This is a genomic window from Pseudomonas sp. NPDC089401 (assembly GCF_044749485.1).
In the GTDB taxonomy this organism is placed as follows: domain Bacteria; phylum Pseudomonadota; class Gammaproteobacteria; order Pseudomonadales; family Pseudomonadaceae; genus Aquipseudomonas.
Genome location: NZ_JBIVIA010000002.1, coordinates 492,765 through 509,105 on the forward strand (window position 1 = coordinate 492,765; position 16,341 = coordinate 509,105).

At 64.7% G+C, this 16,341-nt stretch carries 15 protein-coding genes; 3 read left to right on the forward strand and 12 right to left on the reverse strand.

Annotation, left to right across the window (positions count from 1 at the left end; translation table 11 throughout):
- The first annotated feature begins 18 nt into the window (after positions 1-18).
- Complete coding sequence (locus tag ACIP21_RS06440) at positions 19-1,359, forward strand: hemolysin family protein (protein WP_400685304.1); 1,341 nt, start codon at positions 19-21, stop codon at positions 1,357-1,359.
- Between the two features lie 2 nt (positions 1,360-1,361).
- Here the strand turns inward: ACIP21_RS06440 and ACIP21_RS06445 are convergent, their stop codons facing one another.
- The 8 genes from ACIP21_RS06445 to ACIP21_RS06480 form a co-directional block, all read right to left on the reverse strand.
- Entirely contained in the window at positions 1,362-2,264 is a 903-nt protein-coding gene (locus ACIP21_RS06445) for a peptidoglycan DD-metalloendopeptidase family protein (protein WP_400685306.1), read from the reverse strand.
- A gap of 172 nt (positions 2,265-2,436) precedes the next feature.
- Entirely contained in the window at positions 2,437-3,330 is an 894-nt protein-coding gene (locus ACIP21_RS06450; RefSeq protein ID WP_400685308.1) for a response regulator, read from the reverse strand.
- Between the two features lie 164 nt (positions 3,331-3,494).
- A complete protein-coding gene (gene phoU, locus ACIP21_RS06455) occupies positions 3,495-4,265 on the reverse strand; it encodes a phosphate signaling complex protein PhoU (protein ID WP_400685311.1) in 771 nt (256 codons plus the stop codon).
- 157 nt (positions 4,266-4,422) lie between these two features.
- On the reverse strand, positions 4,423-5,256 hold the full coding sequence (gene pstB / locus ACIP21_RS06460) for a phosphate ABC transporter ATP-binding protein PstB (RefSeq protein ID WP_400685314.1): 834 nt from the start codon (positions 5,254-5,256) through the stop codon (positions 4,423-4,425).
- Positions 5,257-5,327: 71 nt separating this feature from the next.
- Positions 5,328-6,998, reverse strand: coding sequence for a phosphate ABC transporter permease PstA (gene pstA / locus ACIP21_RS06465; protein WP_400685317.1), 1,671 nt, complete (start codon positions 6,996-6,998; stop codon positions 5,328-5,330).
- Positions 6,999-7,015: 17 nt separating this feature from the next.
- The gene (locus ACIP21_RS06470) at positions 7,016-9,304 is read right to left on the reverse strand and encodes a phosphate ABC transporter permease (protein WP_400685319.1); all 2,289 of its coding nucleotides are present in this window, start codon (positions 9,302-9,304) and stop codon (positions 7,016-7,018) included.
- A gap of 140 nt (positions 9,305-9,444) precedes the next feature.
- Positions 9,445-10,443 (reverse strand): phosphate ABC transporter substrate-binding protein PstS, encoded by a 999-nt coding sequence (locus ACIP21_RS06475; protein ID WP_400685321.1) that lies wholly within the window; start codon positions 10,441-10,443, stop codon positions 9,445-9,447.
- A 219-nt stretch (positions 10,444-10,662) separates the two neighbouring features.
- Positions 10,663-11,952 (reverse strand): MFS transporter, encoded by a 1,290-nt coding sequence (locus ACIP21_RS06480; protein ID WP_400685324.1) that lies wholly within the window; start codon positions 11,950-11,952, stop codon positions 10,663-10,665.
- Positions 11,953-12,310: 358 nt separating this feature from the next.
- Here ACIP21_RS06480 and ACIP21_RS06485 point away from each other — a divergent pair, with 358 nt between their 5' ends.
- Together ACIP21_RS06485 and ACIP21_RS06490 are read left to right on the forward strand one after the other, a co-directional pair.
- Positions 12,311-12,709 carry an acyl-CoA thioesterase gene (locus tag ACIP21_RS06485; protein ID WP_400685327.1) on the forward strand — a complete coding sequence of 133 codons (399 nt, stop codon included), beginning with the start codon at positions 12,311-12,313 and terminating at the stop codon, positions 12,707-12,709.
- Between the two features lie 72 nt (positions 12,710-12,781).
- On the forward strand, positions 12,782-13,678 hold the full coding sequence (locus ACIP21_RS06490) for a D-hexose-6-phosphate mutarotase (RefSeq protein WP_400685330.1): 897 nt from the start codon (positions 12,782-12,784) through the stop codon (positions 13,676-13,678).
- 112 nt (positions 13,679-13,790) lie between these two features.
- Here ACIP21_RS06490 and ACIP21_RS06495 read toward each other — a convergent pair whose 3' ends face one another.
- The 4 genes from ACIP21_RS06495 to purE form a co-directional block, all read right to left on the reverse strand.
- Complete coding sequence (locus ACIP21_RS06495) at positions 13,791-14,324, reverse strand: DUF3299 domain-containing protein (RefSeq protein ID WP_400685333.1); 534 nt, start codon at positions 14,322-14,324, stop codon at positions 13,791-13,793.
- A 49-nt stretch (positions 14,325-14,373) separates the two neighbouring features.
- Entirely contained in the window at positions 14,374-14,619 is a 246-nt protein-coding gene (locus ACIP21_RS06500) for a GlsB/YeaQ/YmgE family stress response membrane protein (RefSeq protein ID WP_400685336.1), read from the reverse strand.
- Between the two features lie 98 nt (positions 14,620-14,717).
- The gene (locus ACIP21_RS06505; protein ID WP_400685338.1) at positions 14,718-15,800 is read right to left on the reverse strand and encodes a 5-(carboxyamino)imidazole ribonucleotide synthase; all 1,083 of its coding nucleotides are present in this window, start codon (positions 15,798-15,800) and stop codon (positions 14,718-14,720) included.
- A gap of 10 nt (positions 15,801-15,810) precedes the next feature.
- Positions 15,811-16,302 carry a 5-(carboxyamino)imidazole ribonucleotide mutase gene (gene purE, locus ACIP21_RS06510; RefSeq protein ID WP_400685340.1) on the reverse strand — a complete coding sequence of 164 codons (492 nt, stop codon included), beginning with the start codon at positions 16,300-16,302 and terminating at the stop codon, positions 15,811-15,813.
- Between the last annotated feature and the right edge of the window lie 39 nt (positions 16,303-16,341).

Here is a 16,341-nt window from a genome sequence, read left to right on the forward strand (position 1 = left end):
CCCCGTAAAAACTCCATCATGGACCCTTCCCCTGGTATCAGCCTCACCTCGTTGTTCGCCGATTTCGGCATGATCATCTTTGCCTTCCTGCTGGTGCTGCTCAACGGCTTCTTCGTCGCCGCCGAGTTCGCCATGGTCAAGCTGCGCGCCACCCGCGTGGAGTCCATCGCCGAACAGCACGGCTGGCGCGGCAGCATCCTGCGCAAGGTGCACAACCAGCTCGACGCCTACCTGTCGGCCTGCCAGCTGGGCATCACCCTGGCCTCGCTGGGCCTGGGCTGGGTCGGCGAGCCGGCCTTCGCCCACCTGCTCGAACCGCTGCTGGCCTACCTGGGCGTGGACAGCGCCGAGGTGGTCAAGGCCGTGTCGTTCTTCGTCGCCTTCTTCGTCATCTCGTACCTGCACATCGTGGTCGGCGAGCTGGCGCCGAAATCGTGGGCGATCCGCAAGCCCGAGCTGCTGTCGCTGTGGACCGCAGTGCCGCTGTACCTGTTCTACTGGGCCATGTACCCGGCCATCTACCTGCTCAACGCCAGCGCCAACACCATCCTGCGCATCGCCGGCCAGGGCGAGCCCGGCCCGCACCACGAGCACCACTACAGCCGCGAAGAACTGAAGCTGATCCTGCACTCCAGCCGTGGCCAGGACCCGAGTGACCAGGGTATGCGCGTGCTGGCCTCGGCCGTGGAAATGGGCGAGCTGGAAGTGGTCGACTGGGCCAACTCGCGCGAGGACATGGTGAGCATCGACGCCCATGCACCGCTCAAGGAAATCCTCGCCCTGGTGCGCCGTCACAAGTTCAGCCGCTACCCGCTGTACGACGCCGAGCGCGAGGAGTTCACCGGCCTGCTGCACATCAAGGACCTGCTGCTGGAGCTGGCCGAGCTGGAGCACCTGCCCGAGACCGTCGACCTGGTGGACCTGGCCCGGCCGCTGGAGCGGGTGTCGCGGCACATGCCGCTGTCGCAGCTGCTGGAGCAGTTCCGCAAGGGCGGCGCGCACTTCGTGCTGGTGGAGGAAGCCGACGGCAAGGTGATCGGCTACCTGACCATGGAAGACGTGCTGGAGGTGCTGGTCGGCGACATCCAGGACGAACACCGCAAGGCCGAGCGCGGCATCCTCGCCTACCAGCCCGGCAAGCTGCTGGTGCGCGGCGACACGCCGCTGTTCAAGGTCGAGCGGCTGCTGGGCGTCGACCTCGACCACATCGAGGCGGAAACCCTCGCCGGCCTGGTCTACGAGACCCTCAAGCGCGTACCTGAGGAAGAGGAAGTGCTGGAAGTCGAAGGCCTGCGCATCATCATCAAGAAGATGAAAGGGCCGAAGATCGTCCTGGCCAAGGTGCTCAAGCTCGATTGACCTCAGGGGTTGCCGGCGGTGAAGTCCGGCAACCCGCCGATCGGCCGGTCGAACTGGAACGGGATCGATTCCAGTGCCAGGCCGGTGTTGCGCTGTACCACGAAATGCAGGTGCGGGCCGGTGCTGTTGCCGGTGTTGCCCGACTTGGCCAGGGCCTGGCCGAGCACCACCTGCTGCCCCTCCCTCACCACCACCGACCCGCGCATCAGGTGCAGGTACACGCCCATGGTGCCGTCGGGGTGCAGGATCCTCACGAAGTTGCCCGAGGGGTTGCTGCCCCGTCCTGTCTGGCTGTTCTCGACCTTGGCCACCGTGCCGCCCCGCGCGGCGATGATCGGCGTGCCTTCGGGCATGGCGATGTCCATCGCGTAGCGGCTCCTGGGGCCGAAATGGCTGAAGCGCCCGTTCGGGCCCTGGGTCAGGCGGAACGGCCCGCCCTTCCACGGGAACGGGTAGCGATAGGCGAGCGAATGCTGGCCAGGGTCACCCATGGCGTACTGGAAGTTGGTGGCGTACTGCAGCTTGCCACCCGGTGCCGCCAACACCGAGCTCAGCACCTTGCTGGAGCGTGGCCCCACCACGGCTCGGATCATCCGCGGCTTGTTGCCACCGAAGGCGTTGCTCAGCTTGTCGATGCGCAGCTCGACCTGCATCGGCACGTAGAGGTCGTTGCGCACCATGAAGCGAACGCCACCGGGGAAGGTCTCGGCCTGCAGGCGCACCTTGCCGTCGATGCGCTCGAGCATCGGCTCGCGGAATTCGAAGGTTTTCGCCCCGGGGCTGTAGCGCTCGGAGTACGAGACCACGCCGGCGTTGTCGACGGTCTTGTAGATGGTCACGCCCAGGCTCGACGTGGAGGCCGAGAGCAAGGCACCGAGCAACAGCAAGCGGGCGGTGGCTGGCATGATGGTGGCTTTTTGACAGTTACGGTCTGTCGAAGCCTAGCAGCGGGATCTCGGAGTGCTATGACAGTTGGTCGGATCCTGTGGGAGCGGGTTTACCCGCGAATACGCCGGTGGCTCCACCATTGCATTTCGCGGGTGAACCCGCTCCCACAGGGTTCGAGGTAAGACCGAGCTAGGCGCCGGGGGTGAAGTGCTTCTGCTGGGTACCACGGGCGATCAGCCGCGACAGGTAGTCGAGCTTCTGTGCGTCCTGGTCGACGAAGCGGAAGGTCAGCTGCAGCCAGTCGCTCTCGGGCTTGGGCTCCAGTGCCGCAATGGCGTGCAGGTAGCCGTTCAGGCGTGCCACTTCGGCGCTCTCGCCCTGCTCCAGGTCCAGCACCGCGCCTTCGAGCACCTGGGGCAGGGCCGCGCTGCGGCGCACCACCAGCAAGGCTTCCTTGAGGCTCAGGGCCTTGATCACGCAAGGCTGGGTACCGCTGGCCAGGCGCAGCTGGCCCTGGCCACGCCCGGACTGGGCCGCGGCGGCCGCAGACTGTGGCTTGGGCGCGTTGAGCAACGGTTTGGCCGCCGCAGGCGCCGCCACCTTGACCGCTTCCGGCTTGCCGCCCGTCAGGGCGCTCAGCGAATCGTTGGCAAAGGCCGAATTGACCCGCGCCTGTCCCCCGGCCATCAGGCTGTCCAGCTTGCCGATCTTGGTCAGGGCCTTCTTCACCTTGGTCAGCAGCTGTTCGTTGGTGAACGGTTTGCCGACAAAGTCGGAGACGCCGGCCTGGATGGCCTGGATCACGTTCTCCTTGTCACCGCGGCTGGTCACCATGATGAACTGCAGGTTCTTCATCTCTGGCTGCTGGCGGCACCAGGTGAGCAGCTCCAGGCCGGACATCTCGGGCATTTCCCAGTCGCACAGGACCAGGTCGAAGGTTTCCTTGGCCAGCATGGCCATGGCCTTGCGGCCGTTGACCGCGTCTTCGATGACCATGCCCGGGAAGGCGTTGCGCAGGCACTTCCTCACCAGGTCACGGATGAACGGCGCATCATCCACGACCAGCACATTGACTTTACTCATCGATACTCCTCTTGAACCCGGCTAGCCTACCGCGCGATGGTGGCCTATTGCCAATAACTGGGCCACGCCGGGACTTCTTCGCATCGTTCGCGGGTGCCTGCTGGTTGCGCTGCCACAAACGAAAACGCCCGGCGAATGCCGGGCGTCGAGGCTCGGGAGCAATTCTATTTATCGTCCGGTTCGCCCGGAACATTAGCGCTTTCAGCCGCATCGTAGGCGGTACCCTCGACTTCCGCCTTCATGCGCTTGAGGCCCATGTGGCGCACGTCGGTGCCGCGCACCAGGTAGATCACCAGCTCGGAGATGTTGCGCGCGTGGTCGCCGATCCGCTCCAGCGAGCGCAGCACCCAGATCACGCTGAGCACCCGCGAGATCGAACGCGGGTCTTCCATCATGTAGGTGACCAGCTCGCGCAGCGCGGTCTTGTACTCGCGGTCGATGGTCTTGTCGTACTGGGCCACCGACAGTGCCAGGTCGGCATCGAAGCGGGCGAAGGCGTCGAGGGCGTCGCGCACCATGTTGCGTACCTGGTCGCCGATGTGGCGCACCTCGACGTAGCCACGCGGCGCCTCGCCTTCCTCGCACAGCTGGATGGCGCGGCGGGCGATCTTGGTCGACTCGTCGCCGATGCGCTCGAGGTCGATCACCGACTTGGAGATGCTGATGATCAGGCGCAGGTCGGAGGCTGCCGGCTGGCGGCGGGCGAGGATGCGCAGGCATTCCTCGTCGATGTTGCGCTCCATCTGGTTGATCTGTTCGTCGACCTCACGCACCTGCTGGGCCAGGCCCGAGTCGGCCTCGATCAGCGCGGTGACGGCGTCGTTCACCTGCTTTTCCACCAGGCCGCCCATGGCCAGCAGATGGCTGCGCACCTCTTCGAGTTCGGCGTTGAACTGCTGGGAGATATGGTGGGTGAGGCTTTCTTTGTTGATCATCGTTTCGCTCCGCGAAGCAGCTGCAAGTAGTTCGAATCGTTCCCTGTGGGAGCGGGTTTACCCGCGAACACCGGCGAAGCCGGTGCCATACACCGCGGCGCCTGATTCGCGGGTGAACCCGCTCCCACAGGGGCCAGGTACGCTTCCTGGACTTCGATCAGCCGTAACGCCCGGTGATGTAGTCTTCGGTCTGCTTTTTCGCCGGGTTGGTGAACAGGGTGTCGGTATCACCGTATTCGACCAGTTTGCCCATGTACATGAATGCGGTGTAGTCCGAAACCCGGGCTGCCTGCTGCATGTTGTGGGTGACGATGACGATGGTGTACTTGGATTTCAGTTCGTAGATCAGCTCTTCGACTTTCAGCGTCGAGATCGGGTCCAGTGCCGAGCAGGGTTCGTCGAGCAGCAGCACTTCCGGCTCCACGGCGATGGTGCGGGCGATCACCAGACGTTGCTGCTGGCCGCCGGACAGGCCGAGGGCCGATTCGTGCAGGCGGTCCTTGACCTCGTCCCACAGCGCCGCGCCCTTGAGCGCCCACTCCACGGCTTCGTCGAGCACGCGCTTCTTGTTGATACCCTGGATGCGCAGGCCGTAGACCACGTTCTCGTAGATGGTCTTGGGGAACGGGTTGGGCTTCTGGAACACCATGCCCACGCGGCGGCGCAGCTCGGCCACGTCCTCGCCCTTGCGGTAGATGTTGTTGCCGTAGAGGTTGATGGCACCCTCCACGCGGCAGCCGTCGACCAGGTCGTTCATGCGGTTGAAGGTGCGCAGCAGGGTCGACTTGCCGCAGCCGGACGGGCCGATGAAGGCGGTCACGCGCTGCTTGGGGATGTTCATCTGCACGTCGAACAGGGCTTGCTTGTCGCCGTAGAACAGGCTCAGGCCCGGCACTTCGATGGCCACGGTCTCTTCGGCCAGGCGCAGGCTCTGCTTGCTGCGACCCAGGGCAGACATGTCGATGCCGTGGGTGTGGGATTCATTCTGCATGGTTGACTCCATACGCTGTCAATTCGTTTCGAAGGGCCGCCCGGCATGCGGGCGACGCTTGCAGATCAGGCTCAGCTGTCGAGCGCCTTGTACTTCTCGCGCAGGTGGTTACGGATCCACACCGCCGACAGGTTGAGGGTGGCGATCACCAGCACCAGCAGCAACGCGGTGGCGTACACCAGTGGCCGCGCGGCCTCGACGTTGGGGCTCTGGAAGCCGACGTCGTAGATGTGGAAGCCCAGGTGCATGATCTTCTGGTCCAGGTGCAGGTACGGGTAGTTGCCGTCCAGCGGCAGCGATGGCGCCAGCTTCACCACACCCACCAGCATCAACGGCGCCACTTCACCGGCGGCGCGGGCCACGGCGAGGATCATGCCGGTCATCATCGCCGGGCTGGCCATCGGCAGGACGATCTTCCACAGGGTCTCGGCCTTGGTCGCGCCCAGGGCCAGGGAACCTTCGCGCAAGGTGCGCGGAATGCGCGCCAGGCCTTCCTCGGTGGCCACGATCACCACCGGCACGGCCAGCAGCGCCAGGGTCAGCGAGGCCCACAGCAGGCCCGGGGTGCCGAGGGTCGGCGCCGGCAGCGCTTCGGGGAAGAACAGCCGGTCGATCGAGCCGCCCAGCACGTAGACGAAGAAGCCCAGGCCGAACACGCCGTAGACGATCGCCGGCACGCCCGCCAGGTTGTTCACGGCGATGCGGATCAACCGGGTCACCGGGCCCTGCTTGGCGTATTCGCGCAGGTACACGGCCGCCAGCACACCGAACGGGGTGACGATCACGGCCATGATCAGGGTCATCATCACGGTGCCGAAGATGGCCGGGAAGATACCGCCCTCGGTGTTGGCCTCACGCGGGTCGGCGCTGAGGAATTCCCAGACCTTGCCAAAGTACGTGCCCAGCTTGGTGAAGCCAGACATGGCGTTCGGCTGGATGGCATGCACCACCTTGCTCAGGTTGATCTCCACCTCGCGGCCGTTGCCGTCGCGGGCCACCAGGCTGTCGCGGGCGAAGGCCTGGTGCAGGCCGCTGAGGCGCTCTTCGATGGCCTTGTAGCGGCTGTTCAGCTCGGCGCGCTCGGCGTCCATGTCGGCCTGGGCGGCGGCGTCCAGCTTGCCGTCCAGTTCCAGCTTGCGGCCATGCAGGCGCAGGCGCTCGAGGCCATGGTTGATGGCGCCGATGTCTTTCTTTTCCAGCTGCTGCAGCTCGCTGTTGAGCTGGCTGGCGCGCTTCAGGCGGGCCTGCAGCTCGGCCCAGGCGCCTGGGCCCTGGGCGACCACGCGGCCCTCTTGCTTGACGCTGACCAGGTAGCCGTAGAAGTTGCCCCACTCGCGGCGCTCCAGCGCAATCAGCTCGGCCGGGTGCTGCTCATCGACCATCCAGTCGCCGACCACCCAGGTGAAATCACTGCCATACAGGTCGCGGTTACCCACCTTGACCAGCTCGCGGGTCATGAACGCCGGGCCGTCGTCCGGCACCGGCAGGCCGGCGCCCTTGAGGCGCGGGCGCGGCACTTGTTCCTTCTGCACCACTTCGCCGATCACCACGTGATCGGCCTGGCCCGGCACCTTGTAGGTGGCCTGGACCAGGTCGGCCGGCCAGAAGTGGCCCAGGCCGCGCACGGCAATCACCGCCAGCAGGCCGATGGTCATGATCACCGCCATGGCCACTGCGCCACCGCTGATCCAGACGCCTGGGGCGCCGCTCTTGAACCAGCCCTTGAGGGAATCCTTTTTCACGGATCGCTACCTTTCTATCAAAGCGACGAGTATTTCTTGCGCAGACGCTGGCGAATCAGCTCGGCCAAGGTGTTCATGATGAAGGTGAACATCAGCAGCACGAGGGCGGCGAGGAACAGCACACGATAGTGGCTGCCGCCGACTTCCGACTCCGGCATCTCCACCGCCACGTTGGCGGCCAGGGTGCGCATGCCCTGGAACAGGTTCATTTCCATGATCGGGGTATTGCCGGTGGCCATCAGCACGATCATGGTCTCGCCCACCGCGCGGCCCATGCCGATCATCAGCGCCGAGAAGATGCCCGGGCTGGCGGTGAGGATGACCACGCGGGTCAGGGTCTGCCACGGCGTCGCACCCAGCGCCAGCGAGCCCAGGGTCAGGCTGCGCGGCACGCTGAACACGGCGTCCTCGGCGATCGAGTAGATGTTCGGGATGACCGCGAAGCCCATGGCGATACCGACCACCAGGGCGTTGCGCTGGTCGAAGGTCAGGTGCAGCTCGTCATGGATCCACAGGCGCATGTCGCCGCCGAAGAACCAGCTTTCCAGCAGCGGGCTGACCCCCAGGGCGAACCAGCCGATCGCCAGGATCACCGGGATCAGGATCGCCGCTTCCCAGCCATCCGGGACGCGCAGGCGGATCGACTCGGGCAGGCGGGTCCAGGCGAAGCCAGTCAGCAGGATGCCCAGCGGCATGATCAGGAACAGGCTGAACACGCCCGGCAGGTGGCCTTCGAGGTACGGCGCAAGGAACAGGCCGGCGAAGAAGCCGAGGATCACCGTCGGCATCGCTTCCATCAGCTCGATCACCGGCTTGACCTTGCGGCGCATGCCCGGGGCCATGAAGTAGGCGGTGTAGATGGCAGCGGCAATGGCCAGCGGCGCCGCCAGGATCATCGCGTAGAACGCGGCCTTGAGAGTACCGAAGGTCAGTGGCGACAGGCTCAGCTTGGGTTCGAAGTCGGTGTTCGAGGCGGTCGACTGCCAGACGTACTGGGGTGCGTCGTAGTTCTCGTACCAGACCTTGCCCCACAGCGCACTGAAGGAAACTTCCGGGTGCGGGTTGCGCAGGCTCAGCGGCAGCAGCTTGCCGCCTTCTTCGATGATGATGCGGTTGGCCCGCGGCGACAGGGCCAGGGTGCCTGGGCCTGTGGCGGCCGGCTCGACCAGCAGGGTGCGGTGCGCGGTGCTGTGGAACACGCCAAGCTTGCCGTCGCTGTCGAGGGCGATGAAGCCTTTGCGACGTTCTTCGGCATCGATCTGGGCGATCGGCGCCTTGCTCATCTGGAAGGTGCGGATCTGCTTGAAGCGCTGCTCGCCATCGGTGTCACGGGCCATGAACCACTGGGCCAGGCCGCCTTTGGAGTCGCCGATGATCAGCGAAATGCCGCCGACCAGCTGGGTGCTGGCGGTGATTTCGGTGTCGGCATCTTCGGTCAGCTTGTAGCGGCCGTTGAGGCTCTTGTCGCGCAGGCTGAACACATCGGCGGTGGCGCGGCCGTTGATCACGTACAACCACTGCTGGCGTGGGTCGATGAAGATGTTCTTCACCGCCTCGGTCATCTGCGGCAGGACAATGCGGCTCTGCTCGGTGGTGACCTCTTCGGTCATCATGTTTTCTTCGCGGGTCAGCTGCAGCACCTGCAGCTGCGCGCCCGTGGAGCCGGCCACGATCAGGCTGTCGCCGTTGGCGTTGACGCTCACATGCTCCAGCGCACGGCCCTGCTCGTCGAGCAGGAACGGCGTCTGGCCGTAGGGGTAGTCGATGCCGGGGGTGATGGTCTTCCTGTTGTCCGGGTAGGTGACCTTGTAGGTGTGGTGGAACACCAGCGCCTGGCCGTTGGACAAGCCCAGCACGATCAGCGGGCTGCCCGGCTGGTCGGCGCCGATCGAACTGACCTGGGTACCCGCCGGCAGCGGCAGGTCGACGCGCTTGAGCTCGTTGCCGGTCTTGGTATCGAAGAAAAGCGCCTGGCCCTTGTCGGAAACGCGCATGCCTACCAGGTTCTGCTCTTCGAGCGCGATCATCAGCGGCTTGCCGGCATCCTGCTGCAGCCAGGCCGGCTCCAGGGCTTTCTTGCCGGTCAGCTCGGCGCCCTGGAACAGCGGCAGGACCACGTAGGCCAGGTAGAAGAAGATCAGGGTGATGGCCGCGAGCACGGCAAGCCCGCCCACCAGCACGTACCAGCGGGTCAGGCGATCCTTGAGGGCGCGCATGCGGCGCTTGCGTTGCAACTCCGGCGTATTGAAGTCAATCCGCACGGGAGGGGAATTTGGGGTCATCGAGGAATTGGCCAGATCATTCATGCGCACACCCTAGCGGTACCGTATGACAAAAACATGACAAAGTGGTGACGCGACGAAGCCCGCCGCTCAGCAATGCTGGCTTCGGGGCTGGAGAATACGTGGAAGAGGCCGGCATGGGCACCGGCCTCGTCCTCAGTTACTTACTTTTTTGCAACGTTGCCCGCGTGGGACAGGCCCAGGTCAGCCAGGGTCTTGTCGACCACCTTGGCCGGCAGCGGGATGTAGCCATCCTTCACCACCACCTGCTGGCCAGCCTGCGACAGCACCAGCTTGACGAACTCGGCTTCCAGCGGGGCCAGAGGCTTGTTCGGCGCCTTGTTGACGTAGACGTACAGGAAGCGCGACAGCGGGTACTTGCCGTTCAGGGCGTTGGCTTCGTTGTCTTCGACGAACTCGCCGCCTTCTTTCTTGGCCAGTGGCACGGTCTTCACGCTGGCGGTCTTGTAGCCGATGCCCGAGTAGCCGATGCCGTTCAGCGAGGAGCTGATCGACTGCACGACCGAAGCCGAGCCAGGCTGTTCGTTGACGTTGGCCTTGAAGTCGCCTTTGCACAGGGCTTCTTCCTTGAAGTAGCCGTAGGTACCGGACACCGAGTTGCGGCCGAACAGCTGGATCGGCTTGTTGGCCAGGTCGCCGGTCACACCGACGTCGCCCCAGGTCTTGGCTTCAGCCTTGGCACCGCACAGGCGCGTGGAGGAGAAGATGGCGTCGACCTGAGCCATGGTCAGGCCCTTGATCGGGTTGTCCTTGTGCACGAACACCGCCAGGGCGTCGACCGCGACCGGGATGGCGGTCGGCTTGTAGCCGTACTTCTGCTCGAAGGCCTGCAGCTCGACATCCTTCATCTTGCGGCTCATCGGGCCCAGGTTGGCGGTGCCTTCGGTCAGCGCAGGTGGCGCGGTCGAGGAGCCGGCGGCCTGGATCTGGATGTTTACGTTCGGGTATTCCTTCTTGTAGGCCTCGGCCCACAGGGTCATGAGGTTCGCGAGGGTGTCGGAACCGACGCTGGAGAGGTTGCCCGAAACACCGGTGGTCTTGGTGTAGGTCGGGATCGACGGATCGACGGCGGCTACCGCGTTGGCGGCTGCGACGCCAGCGGCAGCGAAGGTGAGGGCCGCCATCAAACGCTTCAGTTTCATGCCTTGCTCCTAGCAGGAATTTGGGGGTGTTGGATGGAACGGGCCCAAGTATCGGCAGGCCGCATGAACACGATATGACTTGATTGTGACAAATGGATGAAAGGCCATCACTGAAAGGCAGGCCTGGCTTCTTCGCGGCTGAAGCCGCTCCCACAGGGTTTTGCGCAACCCCTGTAGGAGCGGCTTCAGCCGCGAAGAGGCCAGCAGCCTTGATACAGATCAGCGCTTGTTGGCGAGCAGGTACAGCCCCACACACAGCCCTACTGCACACAGCCCGGCCACGTAATAGGCCGGTGCCATCGGGCTGACCTTGAGCAGCGCCGTCACCACCATCGGCGTCAAACCCCCGAAGATCGCGTACGCCACGTTGTAGGAGAACGACAAGCCACTGAAGCGCACCGCCGGCGGGAACGCCTTGACCATCACGTACGGCACAGCGCCAATGACACCCACGCAGAGCCCGGTCACCGCATACAGCGGGAACAGCAGCTCAGGCCGGGTCGGCAGGCTGTGGTAGAAGGTCCAGGAAGAGGCCAGCAGCGCCAGGCTGCCGATCACGAACACCCGGCCCGCGCCGAAGCGGTCTGCCAGGCCACCGGCGCTGACGCAACCCAGGCTCAGCAGCACGATCGCCAGGCTGTTGGCCTTCAGCGAGTCGGTGGGGCTGACGTGGTAGATGCTCTGCAGCAGCGCCGGGGTCATCAGGATCACCACCACGATGCCCGCCGAGAGCATCCAGGTCAGCAGCATCGACAGGATGATCGGGCCACGGTGGTCACGCAGCACCGCGCGCAGTGGCAGCTCCTCGGCCAGGGCCTTGCGCGCCTGCATCTCGGCGAACACCGGGGTTTCGTGCAGCCAGCGGCGCAGGTAGACCGAGAACAGGCCGAACACGCCGCCGAGCAGGAACGGGATACGCCAGGCGTAGTCGGCCACTTCTTCCACGCTGTAGACACTGTTGATCAGCGTGGCCACCAGCGAGCCGAGCAGGATGCCCGCGGTCAGGCCAGCGGTCAGGGTGCCGCAGGCGTAGCCGGTGTTGCGCGCCGGTACGTGCTCGGAAACGAACACCCAGGCACCCGGCACCTCGCCGCCGATGGCCGCGCCCTGGATCACGCGCATGAGCAGCAACAGGATCGGCGCCCACAGGCCGATCTGTGCATAAGTCGGCAGCAGGCCCATGACCAGGGTCGGCAGGGCCATCATGAAGATACTCAGGGTGAACATCTTCTTGCGCCCGAGCAGGTCGCCGAAGTGGGCCATGACGATGCCGCCAAGCGGCCGGGCCAGGTAACCGGCGGCGAAGATGCCGAAGGTCTGCATCAGGCGCAGCCACTCAGGCATGTCGGCGGGGAAGAACAGCTTGCCGACCACCGTGGCGAAGAACACGAAGATGATGAAGTCGTAGAACTCCAGCGCTCCGCCCAGGGCGGACAGTGAGAGGGTCTTGTAGTCACTGCGGGTCAGCGGCCGGGAGGGCTGCTCGATACTGCTCGGCACGGAGGTCATCGCTCTTTTATCTCTTGTGGGCATGCAGGCCGCTTGTCGCGCGGCTTCTGGATTGGGACGAGGAGCGAAGATAGCAAATTGCCGAGCCGCGCTGAAAGCGATACAAAATCCCTACAGATATTCATGAAGACGCGGTCGTCGCTGAACCAATGGCTATATATACTGGCCGTTCATAGGAAAAGGCTGCTATTAACAAGGGAAGTTGTGCGAAAACGCCGGTTATCATGTCAGACGGTTTCGCAGAGTTTCCCTAGCGCCGCCAGTTGAAACAGAATCAGCGTAGTATGTTGCCTGCTGAATCGTTTACTCGGCCTTGCGCCATCTCAACGAAAGCGTCACGGGTCAGAGGCCCCATCGCATGATCGAGCTCGAACAAGAAGATCCTATCCCGCAAGGCGACCTGGCCTTGCAGATCACCGCGCTGCCGCGCGAAACCAACGGCTTCGGCGATATCTTCGGTGGCTGGCTGGTGGCCCAGATGGACCTGGCGGGCACCGCCATGGCCAGCCGCGTCGCCGGTGGCCGGGTGGCCACGGTGTCCATCGACCGCATGGCGTTCCTGGTGCCGGTGGCCGTGGGCGCGCAGCTGTCGTTCTACACCCAGACCCTGGACATCGGCCGCAGCTCGATCCGCATGATGGTCGAGGTATGGAGCGACGACCCGCTGTCCAGCGAATGGCGCAAGGTCACCGAAGCACAGTTCGTGTTCGTCGCCATCGACGGCAGCGGCCGCACCCGCTCGGTGCCTCGTCGCTGAGCCTCGCGAGCGGTAAACTCATTGCACGTCATCGGGTCCAAGGGCCCACAGGCATTCAATGGGACGAGCGCAATGGCTAACTTCAAGGTCGAATCCGAGCAACACGGCGAACTCAACTGCTGGCGTATCAGCAGCGACCACGCCGATCTACTGATCGCCCAGCAAGGGGCGCAGATCCTCAGCTACCAGCGCGTCGGCGAGCCCCCGCTGCTGTGGCTGAGCGACCAGGCCATCTTCCGCCAGGGCAAATCCGTGCGTGCCGGTGTGCCGGTGTGCTGGCCGTGGTTCGGCAACCTGCAACGCAACCCGGCGTCGGTGCAGGCCATGTACCGTGGCGAGCAGGCGCCTGCCCATGGCCTGGCGCGCACGCGTGACTGGCAATTGCTGGGGGTCGAGGAAAAAGGCCCGGACCTGCATATCGAGTTCGCGCTGCCCGAGGCCCAGGGCGATCTACCGGACTGGCCGCACGATGTCGAACTGACACTGCAGGTGGTGCTGGGCGATGAGCTCTGCGTGAGCCTGACCAGCCGCAACATGGGCAACAGTCCGGTGACACTCAGCCAGGCCCTGCACAGCTACTTTGCCGTCAGCGACGTGCGCCAGGCGCAGGTAGAAGGTGTCGAAGGGTTGCAGTACATCGAGACCCTGGCCGACTGGGAACAGCGCCAGCAGCAAGGTGCGCTGGCATTCTCCGGGGAAACCGACCGGATCTACCTCGATACCCCGCAAACCCTGAGCATCGTCGATCCGCACTGGGAACGGCGCATTACGCTTGGCAGTAGCGGCTCGCGTTCGGCGGTGATCTGGAACCCATGGACCGAGCGGGCCAGTGAGCTGGCAGACATGGCCGACGATGGCTGGCAGCGGATGCTGTGCATCGAGACGGCAAATGTGTGGGACGATGTGGTGGAGCTCAAGCCGGGGGCCAGCCGGTCGTTGCAGGTCAGGATCGGTAGCGCAAAGATCTGACGCCTTTTCTGGCAGGCCCGGCCCTTTCGCGGGTAAACCCGCTCCCACAGCTTCAGAGCAGCGCTGTACCTGTGGGAGCGGCTTTAGCCGCGAAAGGGCCAGCACAGGAAACTCAGAGGTCGGCGTCCTCCACCACTCTCACCTTCCCCGCATCCAGCGCGTACGCCGCGTCCGCCAGGTCATTGCTGACCTTCTCCACCTTCAGCTTGCCGCTGACCCACAGCGGCGTGTAGATGTCGTCGATCTTCAGACCTTTCGGATAGCGCACCAGCACCAGCTGGTTCGGCGGCGGCGGCGGCACGTGGATGCAGGCGCCCGGGTATGGCACCAGGAAGAACAGCGTGCTGTTGCCCTTGGCATCGCTCTCCAGCGGCACCGGGTAGCCGCCCAGGCGGATCTCCTTGCCGTTCATGGCCGCCACGGTCTTGGTCGAATACATCACCGCCGGCAAGCCCTTGCTCTGCTTCAGGCCGCCCTTGGCGGTGAAGGTGCCATCGCTTTCCGGCGAGTTGTGGTCGATTTCGGGCATCGCCTCGAGGGCCTTCTGGTCCGACTTGGGCATCAGCTCCAGCCAGTCGGTTTCAGGCAGTTCGGCGTGGGCCAGGGCACTGGCCAGGAGCAAGGGAAGGAGAAAAAAGACACGCATGAGAAGGCTCGGCAACTCGGGTTGAATTGCCGGGCATTCTAACCAGTATTCAGCGCTTCCTGATGAATCCGTAGATCACCAGCAGGATGATCGCCCCCACCACTGCACCAATGAAGCCCGCGGCCTGCCCGGCCTGGTAGATGCCCAGCGCCTGGCCGCCATAGGTGGCGAGCAGGGAGCCGGCAATACCCAGCAGGATGGTCATGATCCAGCCCATGCTGTCGTCGCCCGGCTTGAGGAAGCGGGCCAGCAGGCCGACGATGAGGCCGATGAAGATGGTTCCAATGATGCCCATGGCAGTCCCTCTGAATGTGAAAATGGCAACAAGCCAAAGCCTAGACAGGGCTTTGCCTTGTTGCCATTTCAGAGGGCGCAGCGCCCGAAGAAGTTCGATCAGTTGCTGATCAGCGCCTCTACTTCGGCGATCTTGGCCTTGAGGCTGGCCATGTCCTGGCAACGCAGGGTGGCGTGGCCGACCTTGCGCCCGACCTTGAAGGCCTTGCCGTAGTGGTGCAGGTGGCAGTCGTCGATGGCCACGACCTTGTCCACCGCCGGCACTTCGCCGATGAAGTTGAGCATGGCGCTCTCACCGACCTTGGCAGTCGAACCCAGCGGCAGGCCGGCGACGGCGCGCAGGTGGTTCTCGAACTGGCTGCACTCGGCGCCTTCGATGGTCCAGTGCCCGGAGTTGTGCACGCGCGGGGCGATTTCGTTGGCCTTCAGGCCACCGTCCACCTCGAAGAACTCGAAAGCCATCACGCCGACGTAGTCCAACTGCTCGAGCACGCGGCCGACGTAGTCTTCGGCAAGGCCCTGCAGCGGGTGCGCCACGCTGGCCACCGACAGCTTGAGAATGCCGCTCTCGTGGGTGTTGTGCACCAGCGGGTAGAAGCGGGTTTCGCCATCGCGGGCGCGCACGGCCACCAGCGACACTTCGCCGGTGAACGGCACGAAGCCTTCCAGCAGGCACGGCACGCTGCCCAGCTCGGCGAAGGTGTCGACCACGTCTTCAGGCGTGCGCAGGACCTTCTGGCCCTTGCCGTCATAGCCCAGGGTGCGGGTCTTGAGCACGGCCGGCAGGCCGATGCTGGCCACCGCGGCGTCGAGATCGGCCTGGGAGAGAATGTCGGCGAAGGCCGGGGTCGGGATACCCAGGTCGCGGAACATGCTCTTCTCGAACAGGCGGTCGCGGGCGATGCGCAGCGCCTCGGCACTCGGGTACACCGGCACGAACTGCGAGAGGAAGGCCACGGTCTCGGCCGGGACGCTTTCGAACTCGAAGGTCACCAGGTCGACTTCGTCGGCCAGCTGGCGCAGGTGGTCCTGGTCGCCGTAGTCGGCACGCAGGTGCTCGCCCAGGGGCGCGGCGCAGGCGTCCGGCGCCGGGTCGAGGAAAGCGAAGTTCATGCCCAGCGGAGTACCCGCCAGGGCCAGCATGCGGCCCAGCTGGCCGCCACCGATTACACCGATCTTCATGGGTTCAGCCTCAAGCCTGGCGCGGGTCTGGATTGTCCAGCACGGTGTCGGTCTGCTCGGTACGGAACTGCTTGAGCGCCACGTGGAACTGCGGGTACTTGGCACCGAGGATGCTCGCCGACAGCAGCGCGGCGTTGATCGCGCCGGCACGGCCGATGGCCAGGGTGGCAACCGGCACGCCGGCTGGCATCTGCACGATCGACAGCAGCGAATCGACGCCCGACAGCATCGACGACTGCACCGGCACACCGAGCACCGGCAGGTGGGTCTTGGCGGCGCACATGCCTGGCAGGTGGGCTGCGCCACCGGCACCGGCGATGATCACTTCGATGCCACGGCCCTCGGCCTCCTCGGCATACTGGAACAGCAGATCCGGGGTGCGGTGGGCGGAAACCACCTTCACTTCGTAGGGAATGCCGAGTTTTTCCAGCATATCGGCGGTGTGGCTAAGGGTGGACCAATCGGACTTGGAGCCCATGATCACGCCAACCAGTGCACTCATCGTCGAGCCTCTCCTGCAAGCGCCTTCAGGCGCGCTAAA

Bases quoted from the DNA above. Each gene is read 5' to 3' on its own strand.
- ACIP21_RS06440 (WP_400685304.1), top strand. From the start codon at position 19: ATGGACCCTTCCCCTGGTATCAGCCTCACCTCGTTGTTCGCCGATTTC.
- ACIP21_RS06445 (WP_400685306.1), bottom strand. From the start codon at position 2,264: ATGCCAGCCACCGCCCGCTTGCTGTTGCTCGGTGCCTTGCTCTCGGCC.
- ACIP21_RS06450 (WP_400685308.1), bottom strand. From the start codon at position 3,330: ATGAGTAAAGTCAATGTGCTGGTCGTGGATGATGCGCCGTTCATCCGT.
- phoU (WP_400685311.1), bottom strand. From the start codon at position 4,265: ATGATCAACAAAGAAAGCCTCACCCACCATATCTCCCAGCAGTTCAAC.
- pstB (WP_400685314.1), bottom strand. From the start codon at position 5,256: ATGCAGAATGAATCCCACACCCACGGCATCGACATGTCTGCCCTGGGT.
- ACIP21_RS06470 (WP_400685319.1), bottom strand. From the start codon at position 9,304: ATGAATGATCTGGCCAATTCCTCGATGACCCCAAATTCCCCTCCCGTG.
- ACIP21_RS06475 (WP_400685321.1), bottom strand. From the start codon at position 10,443: ATGAAACTGAAGCGTTTGATGGCGGCCCTCACCTTCGCTGCCGCTGGC.
- ACIP21_RS06480 (WP_400685324.1), bottom strand. From the start codon at position 11,952: ATGACCTCCGTGCCGAGCAGTATCGAGCAGCCCTCCCGGCCGCTGACC.
- ACIP21_RS06485 (WP_400685327.1), top strand. From the start codon at position 12,311: ATGATCGAGCTCGAACAAGAAGATCCTATCCCGCAAGGCGACCTGGCC.
- ACIP21_RS06490 (WP_400685330.1), top strand. From the start codon at position 12,782: ATGGCTAACTTCAAGGTCGAATCCGAGCAACACGGCGAACTCAACTGC.
- ACIP21_RS06495 (WP_400685333.1), bottom strand. From the start codon at position 14,324: ATGCGTGTCTTTTTTCTCCTTCCCTTGCTCCTGGCCAGTGCCCTGGCC.
- ACIP21_RS06500 (WP_400685336.1), bottom strand. From the start codon at position 14,619: ATGGGCATCATTGGAACCATCTTCATCGGCCTCATCGTCGGCCTGCTG.
- ACIP21_RS06505 (WP_400685338.1), bottom strand. From the start codon at position 15,800: ATGAAGATCGGTGTAATCGGTGGCGGCCAGCTGGGCCGCATGCTGGCC.
- purE (WP_400685340.1), bottom strand. From the start codon at position 16,302: ATGAGTGCACTGGTTGGCGTGATCATGGGCTCCAAGTCCGATTGGTCC.